Annotated in this window: 16 protein-coding genes; 3 read left to right on the plus strand and 13 right to left on the minus strand. The window is 46.2% G+C overall.

Annotation, left to right across the window (positions count from 1 at the left end; all coding sequences use genetic code 11):
* Positions 1 to 86: 86 nt before the first annotated feature.
* The 4 genes from ric to KNO79_RS11570 all read right to left on the minus strand — a co-directional run bounded on the left by ric (position 87) and on the right by KNO79_RS11570 (position 4769).
* Entirely contained in the window at positions 87 to 794 is a 708-nt protein-coding gene (gene ric / locus KNO79_RS11555; protein WP_214691356.1) for an iron-sulfur cluster repair di-iron protein, read from the minus strand.
* Positions 795 to 939: 145 nt separating this feature from the next.
* Positions 940 to 2217, minus strand: coding sequence for an isocitrate lyase (aceA, locus tag KNO79_RS11560; protein ID WP_015880381.1), 1278 nt, complete (start codon positions 2215 to 2217; stop codon positions 940 to 942).
* A gap of 75 nt (positions 2218 to 2292) precedes the next feature.
* Positions 2293 to 2589 (minus strand): hypothetical protein, encoded by a 297-nt coding sequence (locus KNO79_RS11565; protein ID WP_031424308.1) that lies wholly within the window; start codon positions 2587 to 2589, stop codon positions 2293 to 2295.
* Complete coding sequence (locus KNO79_RS11570; RefSeq protein WP_251127155.1) at positions 2586 to 4769, minus strand: malate synthase G; 2184 nt, start codon at positions 4767 to 4769, stop codon at positions 2586 to 2588. Before KNO79_RS11570 ends, KNO79_RS11565 begins: the two co-directional genes overlap by 4 nt.
* Before the next feature lie 181 nt (positions 4770 to 4950).
* Here KNO79_RS11570 and KNO79_RS11575 point away from each other — a divergent pair, with 181 nt between their 5' ends.
* Both KNO79_RS11575 and KNO79_RS11580 read left to right on the plus strand, forming a co-directional pair.
* Positions 4951 to 5397 (plus strand): MarR family winged helix-turn-helix transcriptional regulator, encoded by a 447-nt coding sequence (locus KNO79_RS11575; protein WP_214691358.1) that lies wholly within the window; start codon positions 4951 to 4953, stop codon positions 5395 to 5397.
* Positions 5394 to 6029, plus strand: coding sequence for a nitroreductase family protein (locus tag KNO79_RS11580; RefSeq protein ID WP_015880377.1), 636 nt, complete (start codon positions 5394 to 5396; stop codon positions 6027 to 6029). The genes KNO79_RS11575 and KNO79_RS11580 overlap by 4 nt, the downstream gene beginning before the upstream one ends.
* Before the next feature lie 38 nt (positions 6030 to 6067).
* Here KNO79_RS11580 and KNO79_RS11585 read toward each other — a convergent pair whose 3' ends face one another.
* From KNO79_RS11585 to KNO79_RS11625, 9 genes are all read right to left on the minus strand, one after another.
* Positions 6068 to 6730, minus strand: coding sequence for an NAD(P)H-dependent oxidoreductase (locus KNO79_RS11585; protein WP_078146065.1), 663 nt, complete (start codon positions 6728 to 6730; stop codon positions 6068 to 6070).
* A gap of 16 nt (positions 6731 to 6746) precedes the next feature.
* Positions 6747 to 7358, minus strand: coding sequence for a class I SAM-dependent methyltransferase (locus KNO79_RS11590; protein WP_211781939.1), 612 nt, complete (start codon positions 7356 to 7358; stop codon positions 6747 to 6749).
* Positions 7355 to 8362: an ABC transporter permease gene (locus KNO79_RS11595; protein ID WP_214691359.1), complete on the minus strand. Its 1008-nt coding sequence runs from the start codon at positions 8360 to 8362 to the stop codon at positions 7355 to 7357. Before KNO79_RS11595 ends, KNO79_RS11590 begins: the two co-directional genes overlap by 4 nt.
* Positions 8359 to 9033, minus strand: coding sequence for an ABC transporter ATP-binding protein (locus KNO79_RS11600; RefSeq protein ID WP_214691360.1), 675 nt, complete (start codon positions 9031 to 9033; stop codon positions 8359 to 8361). The genes KNO79_RS11595 and KNO79_RS11600 overlap by 4 nt, the downstream gene beginning before the upstream one ends.
* A 41-nt stretch (positions 9034 to 9074) precedes the next feature.
* A complete protein-coding gene (locus tag KNO79_RS11605; protein WP_074035076.1) occupies positions 9075 to 9803 on the minus strand; it encodes a GntR family transcriptional regulator in 729 nt (242 codons plus the stop codon).
* A 79-nt stretch (positions 9804 to 9882) separates the two neighbouring features.
* A complete protein-coding gene (locus KNO79_RS11610; protein ID WP_374193985.1) occupies positions 9883 to 11307 on the minus strand; it encodes a glycoside hydrolase family 1 protein in 1425 nt (474 codons plus the stop codon).
* Positions 11308 to 11344: 37 nt separating this feature from the next.
* Complete coding sequence (gene celB / locus KNO79_RS11615) at positions 11345 to 12652, minus strand: PTS cellobiose transporter subunit IIC (protein WP_041918122.1); 1308 nt, start codon at positions 12650 to 12652, stop codon at positions 11345 to 11347.
* Between the two features lie 23 nt (positions 12653 to 12675).
* Entirely contained in the window at positions 12676 to 13020 is a 345-nt protein-coding gene (locus tag KNO79_RS11620; RefSeq protein ID WP_041917964.1) for a PTS sugar transporter subunit IIA, read from the minus strand.
* A gap of 5 nt (positions 13021 to 13025) precedes the next feature.
* Complete coding sequence (locus KNO79_RS11625; RefSeq protein ID WP_015880368.1) at positions 13026 to 13322, minus strand: PTS sugar transporter subunit IIB; 297 nt, start codon at positions 13320 to 13322, stop codon at positions 13026 to 13028.
* A gap of 134 nt (positions 13323 to 13456) precedes the next feature.
* Here KNO79_RS11625 and KNO79_RS11630 point away from each other — a divergent pair, with 134 nt between their 5' ends.
* The gene (locus KNO79_RS11630; protein ID WP_214691361.1) at positions 13457 to 15244 is read left to right on the plus strand and encodes a type I phosphomannose isomerase catalytic subunit; all 1788 of its coding nucleotides are present in this window, start codon (positions 13457 to 13459) and stop codon (positions 15242 to 15244) included.
* Positions 15245 to 15368 lie beyond the last annotated feature (124 nt).

Genomic DNA, 15368 nt, shown 5'->3' on the forward strand with positions numbered 1-15368 from the left:
CCCTTTATCGTAGCGATTGATTTGCCTCCCATCTGTATCAAACGTCACAAAAAGACACCTCTACGTAAGTAGGGGTGTGCCACTGCTTAAGCGAACGCGCGCGCCCGCGGGAATAAAATGTTGTTTTCGAGATGAATGTGTTCAAACGTATCCGATTCGAGCGCTTCTAACCGTTGATAGACAAGACGATACGTCCCACACGCTCCTTCAGGCGGCGTATAGTCGTTTGTGATGTGACGCAACTCTTTTAAAATGTCCCCGGCTGCTGCATGTTCTGACTCGAGCGAGGCCAAGATGTCATCAAGCTCCCGTCTCGTTTCAGCTGTCGGTGCGGTCTCGTGACGAAGCAACGTCGGGAAGTCTTCTGTCTCTTCTTTGACGATATGTTGTTCAAGTTCCACTTTCAATTGATTGAACAGTTGATGAATGCGTCCGAGGTGCAGATGATTTTGTCCGTGGACCCGGAACACTTTTGTCACATATGGTGTGAGCTGTGGCAATTCGTCCGTCAAAAATTGGTGATGCTTATAAATGATGTGCTCAATCAATTCCGAAGAAGAAGCGGCATCCCAATCGATGCTCTTCTCGTTCATCTTTTGCTTACGTTGATAGAGCGCATTAACTTCTTCTAAAATGTCTTCCGTCGACCGTTTCGATTTGTCAGTCGCTTCAGCGAGTGGTCGGTTGCCGCCACAACAAAAATCGATTCGGTTCCGTTTGAAAATGTCTGCCGCTTGCGGGCATTGTTTGACGATTTCAGATACGTGCGTATCGCCCGTGAATGTCTGTGTCATCTGTCATAACCTCCATATTCATTTTGACATGTTCAGCGTAGCAAGAGTTCGACAACAAAAATGTGAAATACGTCACATTTAAGTGAACAGGATGCAGGTGTTCCAAATTTGGACACAAAAAACCCCTCTTGTCGAGGGGCATCGCTCAATGCAACGGTGTTTCAAACTGTTCAGTCTCGGTCGAACCTGCGAGCGCTGTCGTTGATGATTGCCCACCTGAGATGACGAGCGAGACTTCATCGAAGTAACCCGTTCCGACTTCACGCTGATGACGTGTCGCCGTGTAACCATGTACTTCAGCCGCAAATTCTGCTTGTTGTAATTCTGAGTACGCTGCCATGCCACGGTCTTTGTAACCGCGTGCGAGCTCGAACATGCCGAAGTTGAGCGCGTGGAATCCAGCGAGTGTGACGAACTGGAACTTGTATCCCATTGCGCCGATTTCTTGTTGGAACGTAGCAATCTCTTCGTCTGACAACTTCTTCTTCCAGTTGAACGATGGCGAGCAGTTGTAAGCGAGAAGTTTGCCTGGATACTTCGCATGAATCGCTTCGGCAAATTGACGTGCCTCTGCCAAATCTGGTTCGGACGTCTCACACCAGACGAGGTCTGCATACGGTGCATAAGCGAGACCACGAGCGATTGCTTGCTCGATACCAGCTTCCGTACGATAGAAGCCTTCCGGCGTACGCTCTCCAATGATGAACGGATGATCGATTGGGTCGATGTCGCTCGTGATCAAGTTCGCCGCGTGCGCATCTGTCCGCGCTACGATGATTGTCGGGACACCCATGACGTCTGCCGCGAGTCGAGCCGAAATCAAGTTTTTCACAGCCGTCTGCGTCGGGAGTAACACCTTCCCACCGAGGTGACCACATTTCTTCTCAGACGAGAGCTGGTCTTCAAGGTGAACGCCGGCAGCTCCCGCTTCAATCATCGCCTTCGTCAATTCGAATACGTTGAGCACCCCACCAAAACCGGCTTCCATATCCGCGACAATCGGTGCGAACCAATGCGTGTCGCCTTTCCCTTCTGCCGTTTGAATTTGGTCAGCACGTTGAAGCGCTTGGTTGATTCGTTTGACGACACTTGGCACCGAGTTGGCCGGATATAGACTCTGGTCCGGATACATGTGACCTGACAAGTTCGCATCCGCCGCTACTTGCCAACCACTCAAATAGATGGCTTCGAGTCCTGCCTTCACTTGCTGAATCGCCTGGTTCCCTGTCAACGCACCGAGTGCATGGACGTAGTCACGCTCGTGCATCAGTTGCCACAGGCGTTCCGCTCCCTTTGTCGCAAGTGTATGTTCAATTACGATAGACCCTCGTAATTTCATGACGTCTTCTACAGAGTATGGACGTTCTACCCCTTCAAATCGTTCTGACTTCCAGCTGTTCAACAATTCTTCGCGTTTTTTCATCAATATACCCTCCTGTATTATATTAACTTCAATAAATTTAATTTGTTATATAACAGATGATGCGAAATAAATGGTTTAGTCAAGGTAAGCACAACACTCCAACGCTGCCTTGAACGTCGAATGTTCCATCCCGCAGCAACGGCAAACATTTTCTTCGTCCCGATCTTCCGGCTTGCGGAAAACGACAACTTCATCGATCGGCTCTTTCATGATTTGGAGCGACCCATCTGTCCGGTCCAAGACGAGACGCATCAAGTCGTTGCCGTATACGAATGCCGTATTCGCCAAAGATGCTGTCGATTCTCCAGATACGATGCGGCGGACGACCCAACGTTCAATCAACTGTTCGCTTTCCATTTTTTTCGTTGTCATGATGAGGTTCCTCCTTTAAGGTTTAACTCCACAGTTTGACGTTTCATAAATTCACGGCGACGACGATGCAAGATTGGTTCCGTGTACCCGTTCGGTTGTTTCAACCCATGAAATACAAGTTCGTGGGCAGCCTGATAGGCGATCGATTGATCGACGTTCGGTGTCATCGGCCGGTAATGCGAGTCTGACTCGTTTTGCTCATCGACGACTCGTGCCATCCGATAAAGGGTGACCTCGACTTGTTCTGCTGAACAAATGCCGTGATGCAACCAGTTGGCCACGTGTTGGCTCGAAATTCGGAGTGTCGCCCGGTCTTCCATCAGTCCGACATGGTGAATATCCGGCACTTTCGAACAACCGACACCTTGTTCGACCCAACGAACGACGTACCCGAGCAATCCTTGCAAATTGTTCTCAAGCTCTTCTTTGATCTCTTCTTGCGAATAGATGCGCGTCGCGAGTGGAATCTCAAGGAGCTGTTGTCGTTCATGTTTTAAAACAGGCTGTTTCAACAATTCTCGCTGTACATCAAAAGCATCAAGTTGATGATAGTGCATCGCATGGAGCGTCGCCGCGGTCGGTGAAGGCACCCATGCCGTCGTTGCCCCGGACCGTACATGTGCCACTTTTTCACGCATCATGTCCTGCATCCGATCGGGCATCGCCCACATCCCTTTTCCGATTTGTGCTTGATGATGGAACCCACTCTCGAGACCGATCGATACATTTAACCGTTCATATGCAGCGAGCCAAGGTGACGTCTTCATTTCTCCCTTCCGACGCATCGGTCCGAGCGTCATCGAAGAATGAATCTCGTCTCCCGTCCGGTCAAGGAAGCCCGTGTTGATGAAGACGACCCGTTCTTTTACTTGCGCGATACAATTTTTCAAGTTGAGCGACGTTCGTCTTTCTTCATCCATCACGCCGACTTTTAACGTATAGCGAGGAAGGTCCAGCAGATTTTCCACGGCATCAAACAAAACATTGGTGAATGCCACTTCTTCAGAGCCGTGCATTTTCGGCTTGACGATGTAAATCGATCCTTCCCGAGAGTTGAGACGACGATGAAGATGGCGACTTGCAATCAATGAAGTAAAGATGGCATCAACGATCCCCTCTGGTACCTCGCGACCTTCTGCATCAAGAATCAAGTCCGTCGTCATCAAGTGTCCAACGTTCCGAATGAACAAGAGCGCGCGTCCTGGGAGGACGACTTCCGCCCCACCTTTTCCAATCAAACGCTTGTCTTCGTTTAAACGCCGAGAGAGTCGCTTCCCGTCTTTTTGGAACGAGGCTTCAAGCGTCCCATCCATTAGACCGAGCCAATTACGATACAGATGAACTTTGTCTTCTGCGCAAACGGCTGCGACCGAGTCTTCGCAATCCACAATAGCGGAGAGGGCTGATTCAAGCTCGATGTCCATCAGTCCAGCAGGATCGACTTTGCCGACTGGATGTTCGCGGTCGAATTGAAGTTCGACGTGCAAGGCATGGTGCTGGAGCATCAATGTCTTCAACTCGTTCGGTTCGCCGGTATAACCGACGAAGGAATCATAAGCGAATAAATGCTCCTCGTCTCCAATCACCGCGTAGGCGACGTCGTCACGAACGACATATCGTGATACGTCTCTGTGTGACCCGGACGACAGTGGGAACGTGTCATCCAAAAACTGTTTAGCTAACCGAATGACTTCATTTCCGCGAACAGGATTATATGTTCGCCCCTTTTCCATGCCGTCTGCCTCGTCAATCATGTCCGTCCCATAAAGGGCGTCGTAGAGACTCCCCCATCTGGCATTGGCGGCATTGAGTGCATATCTGGCATTGTCTAACGGTACGACGAGTTGCGGTCCCGCTTGATGAGCGATTTCGCGATCGACATTCGACACGTCGATTTGAAAATCTTCGACTACCGGTTCGATATAGCCGATCGATGTTAAAAATGTCTCGTACTCGGTTGGATCGACTTCGTCTTGACGACTGTACCACTCCTGTAACAATCGCTCGAATGTCTTGCGCTGCTCCAGAAGTGTCTGATTCACTGGAATGAAACGCTCAAGAAGCGATTCGACCCCTTCCCAAAAATCATTGATTTCATGGGGTTCAAGAACGTTTTTATTCACAAGTTCAATCAGTTTCTCATGAATATGATACGTATTTAGTCGTTCATAGTGTTCCAAGCGTTCACATCCTCCTTTAATCATTGTTATATATCAGTTGGTTATAATATAGATTATTATATAACAGTTTGACAACCTATTTTTTAAAACTTTTTATTTGAAATATCGTCAGGATGGGTTTACTATACATTGTGTGACCCATCAATGATTGAGTCATCAATGATTTGAGGAGGCGATGTGCATGCGAGATTCTTGCTCGCTTCGGGATCAAATTCTCTATCACATCATCACCGTACAAAAAGAATTGGGGCAATTATTCGACTCTGAAATGGACGGGCTCAGCTTGAGCCGCTATGACATTTTAAGCAACTTGTATCATGTCGGTCCATTGCGGCAACGTGAATTGCAGCAACGCGTCGATGTCGACCATGCCGCCATCACCCGACACTTGAAACAGTTAGAGACACAAGGACTCATCACGCGGAGACGCTGTGAACAAGACAACCGTGTCATCTATGTCGAATTGACAGACGATGGTCGTGAACAAATTGCACATTGGACTGAGCAAAAAGAGTGCTTAACGGACCGACTTTTTGTCAACATGAAGGTAGAGGATCAACATCAGTTATTAGCATCCCTAACGATGTTACAAGATACTATTGACCATGAAAGGAAGACTACAATATGAACACTGCCACACAAAAAGACTTTATGGAGATTGTCAAAGGACGCCGCTCGATTCGTGTATACGATGAGAACGTCAAAATTTCAAAAGAAGAAATGACACAAATTCTTGAAGAAGCAACAACAGCTCCTTCATCACTTAACTTACAGCCATGGCGCTTCGTCGTCATCGATAGCGCAGAAGGAAAAGAAACACTCCTCCCGCTCGCAAGCTTCAACAAACGCCAAGTGGAAACATCTTCAGCTGTGATCGCACTCTTCGCCGACTATCAGATGGCAGATTACACAGAAGAGATTTTCGATACAGCAGTAGAGCGCGGTATGATGCCGGCTGAGGTCCGTGACCGTCAAGTCGACATGATCAAAGGCATCTTCAAAGATGCACCGAAAGAAATGATCAAAGATAGCATCATGCTCGATTCAGGTCTCGTTGCGATGCAGCTTATGCTCGTCGCACGCGCACACGGATATGACACAAACCCAATCGGTGGATATGATAAAGCGAACATCGCTGAAGCGTTCGGTCTCGACAAAGAGCGTTACCTCCCAGTCATGCTTCTCTCTATCGGGAAAGCAGCCGAAGAAGGTTACCCATCAGTCCGTTTCCCAGTCGACCGCATCACAGACTGGAAATAATTCAAAAAGGTCAATCGCGGAGGCGATTGACCTTTTTTTCATCCGATATATTTGACGACTTCGTTAAAATCACGACGTGTTTTCGGTGCAAAGTCGCGCGCTCGATACCCAAATGCGACCATGACTGAAAGTGACCATTCCCCACGTTCCATCACACCTTCTGAGATGAGCAACTCATCGATTTCCTCTTGATTGAACCCTTCAATTGGGCATGAATCGATCTCGATTTGTGCGGCAGCCGTCATCATGTTTCCGAGCGGAATATATGTCTGACGCTTGATCCATTCCTGGAAGACACGCTCATCGTCTAAGAGACGGTAGTCGTCCTCCTGGAACTCCTGCACCCGTTTCACGCGCTGTGCGTATTCTTCTTCCGTCCGGCCCTGTACACCCGTCACGATATGACGAATATAGTCCGAATCGTAACGCATGGCTTTCGGTGTTCTTGCGAGGATCAATACAAAGTGACTGGCAGTCAGTGCCTGACCTTGCGCTCCCCATGCATGATCTTTAATCTTTTGGAGTAAATCTTCCCGACGCACCACGACGAATTGCCATGGCTCGAATCCGAACGAACTCGGCGAAAGACGTCCCGTCTCTAAAATGAACTCCATGTCCTCTTCTTTGATTTTACGATCCGCATCGAACGCTTTCGTCGCTTGACGCCAACGATACGCTTCTAAAATGTCTTTCTTTTTCATCGTGCTCACTCCTCCATTACCAAGATGACTCCATCATATCAAACCGATAAATCAAAAATCGCTCATGAAGATTCTTCAGCGGCAATCGCACCGTTTGTACGTACTGAAAAGGCGTCTCGTCGTTCAAATAATGGAGGTACTCATCCGCCGGATAATATAAAATCACATCGACCGGGCGAGGAACCGTTTCAACAGATTCGATGATGTTGGCAATCACTTGGCGGAAGACGTTCACCGAGAACGGATTAAAGAAGTAGAATCGATTCGCATCCGGTGGAATCATGAATCCCTCCGCGAATCCCTGTTCCAATTGAACACTTCCCCGATTACGATGTTTCTTCGTATAGCTCATCCAATTTTGAAGTGCCTCCTCATGAAATCCACCGTCCATCTCGACACCGATTGCCCTGACACGAAACGTATACGCTAAATAGAACGGCAGACGTCCTTTTCCCGAACCGAAATCCACGATGGTATCTGTGGACTCTAACGGATACGCATCCCGAAGCAAATCGAGTGCTTCGTAAGGAGTCGGTTCATAACGGTTATACTCGGCTGAGGACGGGAATCCTTGCTGAGGTTTGGCCGTCTCGATTTGTAACAGTTGCTCATACTGCTGTTCGTTCATGATGAACCTCTTTCTTGAATGGATTGAAAGAATGGATGTCGCTCCATTTCTCTCGTGAACGACGTCTGTTCTTGATAGGCGACATACAACAGATAAATCGGAACCACTAGTTTGAACCAACTTGGGAGAAGAATCACGCTCGTGATCCCGAGCGGAATGAGTCGAAACCATAAATTCCGATGACTCGGCGTTCTGAAGTACATAAGGAGTGCCATCGTCCGTCTGACGGTGCCGAAGCGATTCGGTCTCGGTCGATACAAGGGACGTTTCCGCTCACTCGTCTTCTCGATGGCTCCTGACGTCGTCAACAGGACACGATCGAATGAGGCACGCTCACGTTCTCCGATTTCAATTTCTCGACCGACACTCGGATGTTTCGACACCCATCCTTCCCCTACGTATAACGCAAATGTGACCATGATGCTTCCGATCAACACACTAAGCAATATCGACTCAATCAATAACGCATACACGCCTACAAAAGCAAGGAGTACGATTAAAAATCGCTTCATGAGATGGGCGTGTCGGAGACGTAGATGATACTGGACCCATACGTGACACCAAGCGAGTAGAAAAAGTGCAGCCCCAAACGTGAGAATCTCGCCCACGTCCCTTCCTTTTACGTATAGAATCGGTGCAAGCAACAGCAGATAGCATCCATATTGAATCACGTGTTGCGTAAGTTGATACCAAACCGAATACCTTTTTAAATCCCGAATCATGCTCCGGTTTGACACAAGGATGAGATCGGCACGCTCAATCCAGACAAACATACGGTCTTGCCACATGAACCATCCAATCAGAAGTGCCCAGAGAAAATAAGGGATGTCACCTAACCAGGGGAAGTTCCCTTCCCAGACTTGCCAGTAGGAATAGCCTGCCCATATGAGAAGAGGAAGGACACCGTATAAAAAAATCGTCCAGTCGACAATCAATCGGACCGTCTTCCATTGCTGTTTTATGTACCGGGAGACACGCATCCAAAACAATCGTTTCGCAATCATCGCATCGCCACATCTTCCATCATGTCAAACAAGGTCATCCCCTCTGTATCGAGCGCTTCACGAATCTCCACTTTCGTCCCACTCGCGAGCAGTTGTCCATCATCAATCCATACGAATCGGTCGCATAATCGCTCGGCCGTATCAAGAACGTGTGTGACTAATAAGACACTTGCCCCCCTCGTACGCTCCGCTTCTAACAGTCGAAGTAACTGAATCGTCGTCGTCGCATCCAATCCGATAAATGGTTCATCGACAATCAATACCCGCGCTTCTTGAATGAGCGCCAATAGAATCATCGCCTTCTGTTTCATCCCTTTTGAAAAAGAGGAGAGATACCGATCGGTCACATGCTCTAACCGGAATAGCTGTAGCAACTCCTCCGTTTTTTCTGTGGAATCGATTCCCGTTAATTCTTGGACGAGTGCGATATGTTCAGATAGCGTCAAATAATCATAGTAGACCGGTTGTTCCGGGATAAACGCATAGCGTTCCATCTCGACCGTTCCCTTCATCCAAGGAATCGTTCCGGTAAGACAGGCGATGGTAGTCGTTTTTCCCGCACCATTCGACCCAATCACCCCTAAAATCTCACCTGCCCGTACATCAAACGAAATGTCTTGGATGACGGGCTCGCTTATCTCGTATCCTGCTTGTTCAATTTTCACATCCACGATGGGTCCTCCTTACGAAAAAGTCGCCATCGCGGCGACTTTTACTTCACAATATTGACCGATGAAAACACAAATTTATCGTATCGATGACGGGCAAACGAATACTCGAACGGTTTCCCGTTACTTAAATAGACCACTTGCTCGACTTCGATAATCGGTTCAGTGATATCATTCTTCAAGTAAGCTTGATCGTACTCATCCGGTTTATCTGCTCGAATCACTTTATGCGAGCTTGTAATCGTATAACCCAGATCTTCTTGAATATACGCGTACACGGATTTTTCCAAAATTTCACGTGTGATTCCTGTAATGAGGTTAGCAACCATGTACGTCAATTCGATGACATACGGCTCATCGTCTACGTAACGCACACGACGTATTTCATAGACCGGTTCTGTCAGCTCAATCATGAGATGATTGGCGACTTCCTGACACGGAAACTTTACCTCAAAATTCAGGACTTCACTTCGTAACGAGCGATCTCCGATTACTTGAGTCAGCCCTCTCGTTTCTTTACTAATCACGTTGATGCGATCTTTTTGGAAGCTCGACTGTAAAATGAATGTTCCTTTACCACGTTTACGATAAATCAGCCCTTCCATGACGAGAATCTCAAGCGCACGTTTCATCGTCATTCGGCTCACCCCAAACTCTTGGGCCAAATGGATTTCATCAGGTAATGCATGTTCTAGCGGATAAACGTGTTCAATAATTCTTTTACGAATTTCATCAGCAATGGTTTCATATTTCGGTTTTTTCTTAGTAGACATATAGCACCTCATGTATAGACATATATGTACAATATATCAAAAAAAGCTGACAAAGAGTAGTCTTTGTCAGCTTACTTCATTATTCTGTAAAACCATTAGCGTCAATCAACTGTTTAAACCAGTGCCCTGATTTTTTTACAGTACGTTGTTGCGTATCTAAGTCAATGCCTACAAATCCATAGCGATTTTTATAAGCATTGCTCCATGACCAATTGTCCATGAACGTCCAAAGATGATAGCCTTTTACGTTCGAACCCTCTTCAATCGCTTGATGCATCCATTTCAGATGTTCGCGAATGAAATCAATTCGATAATCGTCTTGGACACTTCCGTTCTCGTCACGATAACGCTCTTCACCCTCGACCCCCATTCCATTCTCTGAAATGAAGCAAGGAATATTACCATAGTTTTCTTTTAGATTGATTAATATATCATAGATTCCTTTTTCGTAAATTTCCCATCCACGATATGGATTCATTTTACGTCCAGGCATCTCATAAAAATCAAATAAGTTTTCCGGTAAGAATGGTGCGTCCGGATTCGGCAGTGATGCTTTTGCTTTCACGCGACGCGGCTGGTAATAGTTGATGCCAAGCAGGTCGACTGTATGTTTTCGAATGAGTTCAAGATCGCCTGTTTCCATCTGTGGCATCGCATCTTCAGACTTCAGTACTTCTACTAGTTCTTGAGGGAACGTGCCTAAAACAGATGGATCGAGGAACGAGCGATTGAACATCGCATCAGCAATGCGCGCTGCGCTCAAATCAGCTGGGTGCTGACTTCTCGGATATGAGGGTGTCAGATTTAAGATGATCCCGATTTGCCCAGATTGTCCCATGTCACGATACGCTTCGATTGCCTTCGCACTCGATAAGATCGAGTGGTACGCTACTTGGACAGCTCGCTTGAAATCAACAACGTTTGGATAATGAAAATCATATAAATATCCACCCTCTACCGGTACAATCGGTTCATTATGCGTGAACCACTTCTCGACGCGGTCACCAAACAACTCAAAGCATGTCTTCGCAAAGGTGACATATGCCTCCACGACTTCCCGTGATTCCCAACCACCTTGTTCTTGAAGCGCCATCGGCATATCGAAGTGATACAGATTGATGAACGGTTCGATACCATGATCGATTAAGCAATTGATGACATTGTTATAAAATGTGATTGCCTCTTCATTTACTTCCCCGACACCTTTTGGAAAAAGACGTGACCATGAAATGGAGAAACGGAACGTGTTATGCCCGAGTTCTTTCATCAATGCGATATCTTCTTCATACAAATGATAGAAGTTTGAAGCCTCTGTTGCGCTTACGCCATTGAAAAAGCGATTCGGCTCTTGCATGTACCAGTAATCCCAGATGTTCAATCCTTTTCCACCTTCAAAAGCAGCACCTTCCATCTGTGTAGCAGAAGAAGCCGTTCCCCACCAAAAATCTGTCGGAAATTGATAGGTCTTTTGCTCTTTCATTCGTGTTTGTGTCGGGTTCGTCATCTTTTATCTCTCCCTTATTTCTATTTTCTCTATTTGTTTACACTGCTTCTTGTTTATCTGTTGATTCTTCTAACTCTTTTTTCAAGTTCATGCGGTCGATAAATTTCAAGAACGGGAACCAAATCGCCAAAATAATGAAGAAGTTCACGATTTGAAGAAGACCTCCGGCAAGCGAGTTCGTCGCCATGATACCACTCAAGAACATTGGAACAGTCCATGGAACAGCGACACCCGTTGGTGGTGGGACTAAGCCTGTCGACATCGCGAAATATGTGACCGTTACCGTCACGAGCGGTGCGACAATCCATGGAATCATGATGAGCGGGTTCATAACAATCGGAAGTCCGAAGATGACCGGCTCGTTTACGTTGAATAGTCCAGGTCCGAGGGATAGTTTCCCGATTTGTTTCAACTGTTTCGATTTCAAGAACAACAAGATGGCCACGACGACAGCAAGTGTAGATCCGGAACCACCAAGCCCTACCGTGTAAATTTCGATGAACTGTTTACTGATAATGTTCGGAACATCTCCAGTCGAGGTATAAGCCGTCAAGTTTTCCACAGATAATGTGTTCCAAATCGGGTCCATCACCGAGTTGACGATGACCTGACCGTGGAGTCCGAAGAACCAAAATAGCTGAACGAAGAAGATTGCGATCAACGTTGGAATGAGACCATTCCCTAATGTCACAAGCGGTTGCTGAACGACGTTGAAAATGACGTCATGAAGATTCGTATTGAATAAGTTCGTCACGATGATGTTGAATGTTAAAAATACAGTCAAGGTTAATAATGCAGGAACAAGTGCTGAGAATGATTTCGCAACAGCTGGCGGTACTCCATCCGGCATCTTAATCGTCCAGTTCTTTTGAACGACAAATCGATAAATCTCACCGGACAGGAATCCGGTAATCATCGCAAGGAACATCCCTTTCGCTCCAAGGCGATCCAACGGAAGGACATTCCCGACTGCCTCTGACATACCGTCAACTTCAATCAAGAAAGGCGTTAAGAGAAGGAAAGACACGAGCGAGATTGCTCCTCCGAAGACAGCCTCGACTTGATAACTTTTCGATAGATAATACCCGATACCGAAGACGACAAAGATAGACATAATCCCCATCGTTGCAGATGGTGCGTTTCCGAGTGATGTTTTAAATACACTGAGTGTACTCTCGGACATGAAACGGTCGAGGAACGGCAGGTTTGCAATGACGACGATGATTGACCCAAACATGGTAATCGGGAAAGCGAGCATGAATGCATCTCGCAATACTTGTAAATAGCGACTGTTGTTTAAATAGGTCGCCATCGGCATGAGCAGTTTACTGATCATGTTGAACATCTTATTGTCCTGTGACATATGATTCACCCTTCTTGATTAGGATTTACAATCTTTTGTTCGACCATTTCGACCAAACCCGCTGTCAAATCAAGCATTGTTTGCGTAGACATTAAATGGTCCTCTGCATGAAGAAGCAATAAAGAGACGTCTGTTTTTTCTCCATTCGCTTCTCTTTGGATTTGTGAAAAGTGTGTTTGATGTGCTTCTTTTAATTGTCCACGTGCCTCATCAATCTTTTCTTCGAACGTTTCATAAGAACTCGTTTTATACAGTTGAATCGCTTCCTGAATCGTACTTCTCGCATTGCCACTGTGCAAAATCATCATGAATGCCATTTGCTCCAAGGTTAACTCGTCTACCTGTTCCACGTTGTTCACCCCATTAATTTCATCGCTTGTTCGTATGCAGCTTTTCCATTCGCCGTGCCGTATGCCATCATATCGATCACTTCAATCGGTGTTGATGTTTGCGCTTTCAATTTATCCAACAAGAAACGCATTTGTGGACCAATCAAAATCACATCTGCCTCGTCCATCTCGGTTACGACCTGATCTTGACCGACTGCCCAAATCTTCGCCTCATCCCCGATTGATGTGGCATGATCTTTCATCTTCGTTACGAGTAAACTCGTCGACATCCCTGAACTACACGCTAATAAGATTTTCTTCATGTGTCCTCACTCCTTATTTGAAATCGGTTACATGTTTTATTATACACATGATTTATTTCATGTCTATACTTGATTTAAACTTTGTTTAGTTTTTAAATTCATAAGTGTATATCAAATTAACAGGAGGACAGGATATGAGCGCTATTCTTTTAAAACCACACTATCAACAGCGACTTTGGGGAGGGGAGCGTCTGAAGCAATTTGGTTTCGATTTCAATGACCCTTCGATCGGTGAAGCTTGGACGGCTTCTGCATTAGAAAAAGGTAGTTCAGCCGTTGCTTCCGGACCCTACGTTGGTCTTTCTTTGCGTGAACTCTATCAACAATATCCAGAGTTGTTTCAAATTAAAGCGGACGTGTTTCCGCTACTGATTAAATGGATTGATGCGAACGATGATTTGTCTATTCAAGTTCATCCTGATGATTCGTTAGCGGAACAACTCGAAAACGAATCATATGGAAAAAATGAATGTTGGTATATTCTCGATGCTCCAGCAAATGCGACACTCATTTACGGTCACTCCTATGCCACCTCAGAAGACTTCAACAAAGCGCTTGAAACAGGCGATTTGGAACACGGCTTGATACGAAAATCGATTCATGCCGGTGATTTTTTCTATGTCCCAGCTGGAACGGTCCATGCATTGACAAAAGGGGTATGCGTACTGGAAATTCAACAAAGTTCGGACACAACCTATCGTCTATACGATTACGAGCGACTGGATGTGACGACCGGTCGTTCACGTGAACTTCACGTAGAAAAGGGCATTCTCGCTTCTTTCGTCCCTCACCTTGGCTATAGTGAACCAATCCGTCAACTCGATCACTTTCGAACACGTTTGACGAAGAATCCATTCTTCTTCGTGGAAAAATGGCATGTTACAGCGAAAGAAAAGATTTCGACCGACACGTTCCGGTTACTATCTGTCGTGCAAGGAACATTAATCATTGATGAGATGGAAGTACCTACGGGAGGTACACTCCTTCTCCCGGCCAATGAGTCGTTCTTGATTGAGGGAGAAGCGATTTGTCTAGTGACTGGTGTTCCTTCCGATGAAAAACAAGCTGTCCGAATCGGGATTGATTTAGGAGGGACGAACACTCGGATTGCGGCTGTTTCACTCAAAGGTGAAGTAATGAAACAACTCACGTTTAACACGCAGCCTCAACTTCCTTTCGAAGAGGCACTACAATCTATTGAGACTGCGATTCATCAATTCAATGTTGAATTCAATATCCGGCATGTTGGGATTGTGGCTCCCGGTCCACTCGATTTGAAACAAGGGATGTTTTTAACGCCTCCAAACCTCCCGAATTGGCACAATCAAAAAATCGTTGAGCCTTTAACACAGCGCCTCGGCTTTTCTGTCACCCTTGAAAACGATGCGAACGCGGCAGCTCTCGCAGAAGCCAAATTTGGGGCAGGAAAAGGTTTCGATGCTATTTTTTATGTAACAGTCAGCACTGGAATCGGTGGCGGTTATGTCTATAAACATCAAATCATTCGAGGGGCGAACGGCAGTGCCGGTGAAATCGGAAACATGATTATCCGTTCGAACGGACCAGTTCATCCTGTACTGAATCGAGGCTCTCTCGAATCACTCGCAAGTGGTACCGCGCTCATGAGTCGCGCAAGCGAAAAAGGATATACAAACGTCCCTTCGCTATTATCAGATGACGAGTACCGCCATCACTTCGTCGAGGAACTGGCTAGCGGACTAGCTAACATCATTCATACTGTCGATCCTGATGTGATTGTATTAGGAGGCGGCGTCATGATGTCGGCCTCATTATTTTGGAACGAATTACAACAAGCAGTCTCGAATAAAATGTATCCACATGCTAGTGGAAAAACGCGTCTCTGCCTCACTCAATTGTCAGGAGATGCGGGCGTGATCGGCGCTGCCTTTGTCGAAGCATAATGAGGTTTGAAAAAAACGGACATTCATCGTGAATGTCCGTTTTTTTCGTATACAGAAATGTGAAATAAATCAATATTATACTTTTCGAATCATCTACAGTTTCTTTTCTAGATTGAGTTAGATT

Origin of the sequence: Exiguobacterium sp. s43, from assembly GCF_018617255.1 — a bacterium.
Classification (GTDB): Bacteria; Bacillota; Bacilli; order Exiguobacteriales; family Exiguobacteriaceae; genus Exiguobacterium; species Exiguobacterium profundum.

Bases quoted from the DNA above. Each gene is read 5' to 3' on its own strand.
- ric (WP_214691356.1), bottom strand. From the start codon at position 794: ATGACACAGACATTCACGGGCGATACGCACGTATCTGAAATCGTCAAA.
- aceA (WP_015880381.1), bottom strand. From the start codon at position 2,217: ATGAAAAAACGCGAAGAATTGTTGAACAGCTGGAAGTCAGAACGATTT.
- KNO79_RS11565 (WP_031424308.1), bottom strand. From the start codon at position 2,589: ATGACAACGAAAAAAATGGAAAGCGAACAGTTGATTGAACGTTGGGTC.
- KNO79_RS11575 (WP_214691358.1), top strand. From the start codon at position 4,951: ATGCGAGATTCTTGCTCGCTTCGGGATCAAATTCTCTATCACATCATC.
- KNO79_RS11580 (WP_015880377.1), top strand. From the start codon at position 5,394: ATGAACACTGCCACACAAAAAGACTTTATGGAGATTGTCAAAGGACGC.
- KNO79_RS11585 (WP_078146065.1), bottom strand. From the start codon at position 6,730: ATGAAAAAGAAAGACATTTTAGAAGCGTATCGTTGGCGTCAAGCGACG.
- KNO79_RS11590 (WP_211781939.1), bottom strand. From the start codon at position 7,358: ATGAACGAACAGCAGTATGAGCAACTGTTACAAATCGAGACGGCCAAA.
- KNO79_RS11595 (WP_214691359.1), bottom strand. From the start codon at position 8,362: ATGATTGCGAAACGATTGTTTTGGATGCGTGTCTCCCGGTACATAAAA.
- KNO79_RS11605 (WP_074035076.1), bottom strand. From the start codon at position 9,803: ATGTCTACTAAGAAAAAACCGAAATATGAAACCATTGCTGATGAAATT.
- KNO79_RS11610 (WP_374193985.1), bottom strand. From the start codon at position 11,307: ATGACGAACCCGACACAAACACGAATGAAAGAGCAAAAGACCTATCAA.
- celB (WP_041918122.1), bottom strand. From the start codon at position 12,652: ATGTTCAACATGATCAGTAAACTGCTCATGCCGATGGCGACCTATTTA.
- KNO79_RS11625 (WP_015880368.1), bottom strand. From the start codon at position 13,322: ATGAAGAAAATCTTATTAGCGTGTAGTTCAGGGATGTCGACGAGTTTA.
- KNO79_RS11630 (WP_214691361.1), top strand. From the start codon at position 13,457: ATGAGCGCTATTCTTTTAAAACCACACTATCAACAGCGACTTTGGGGA.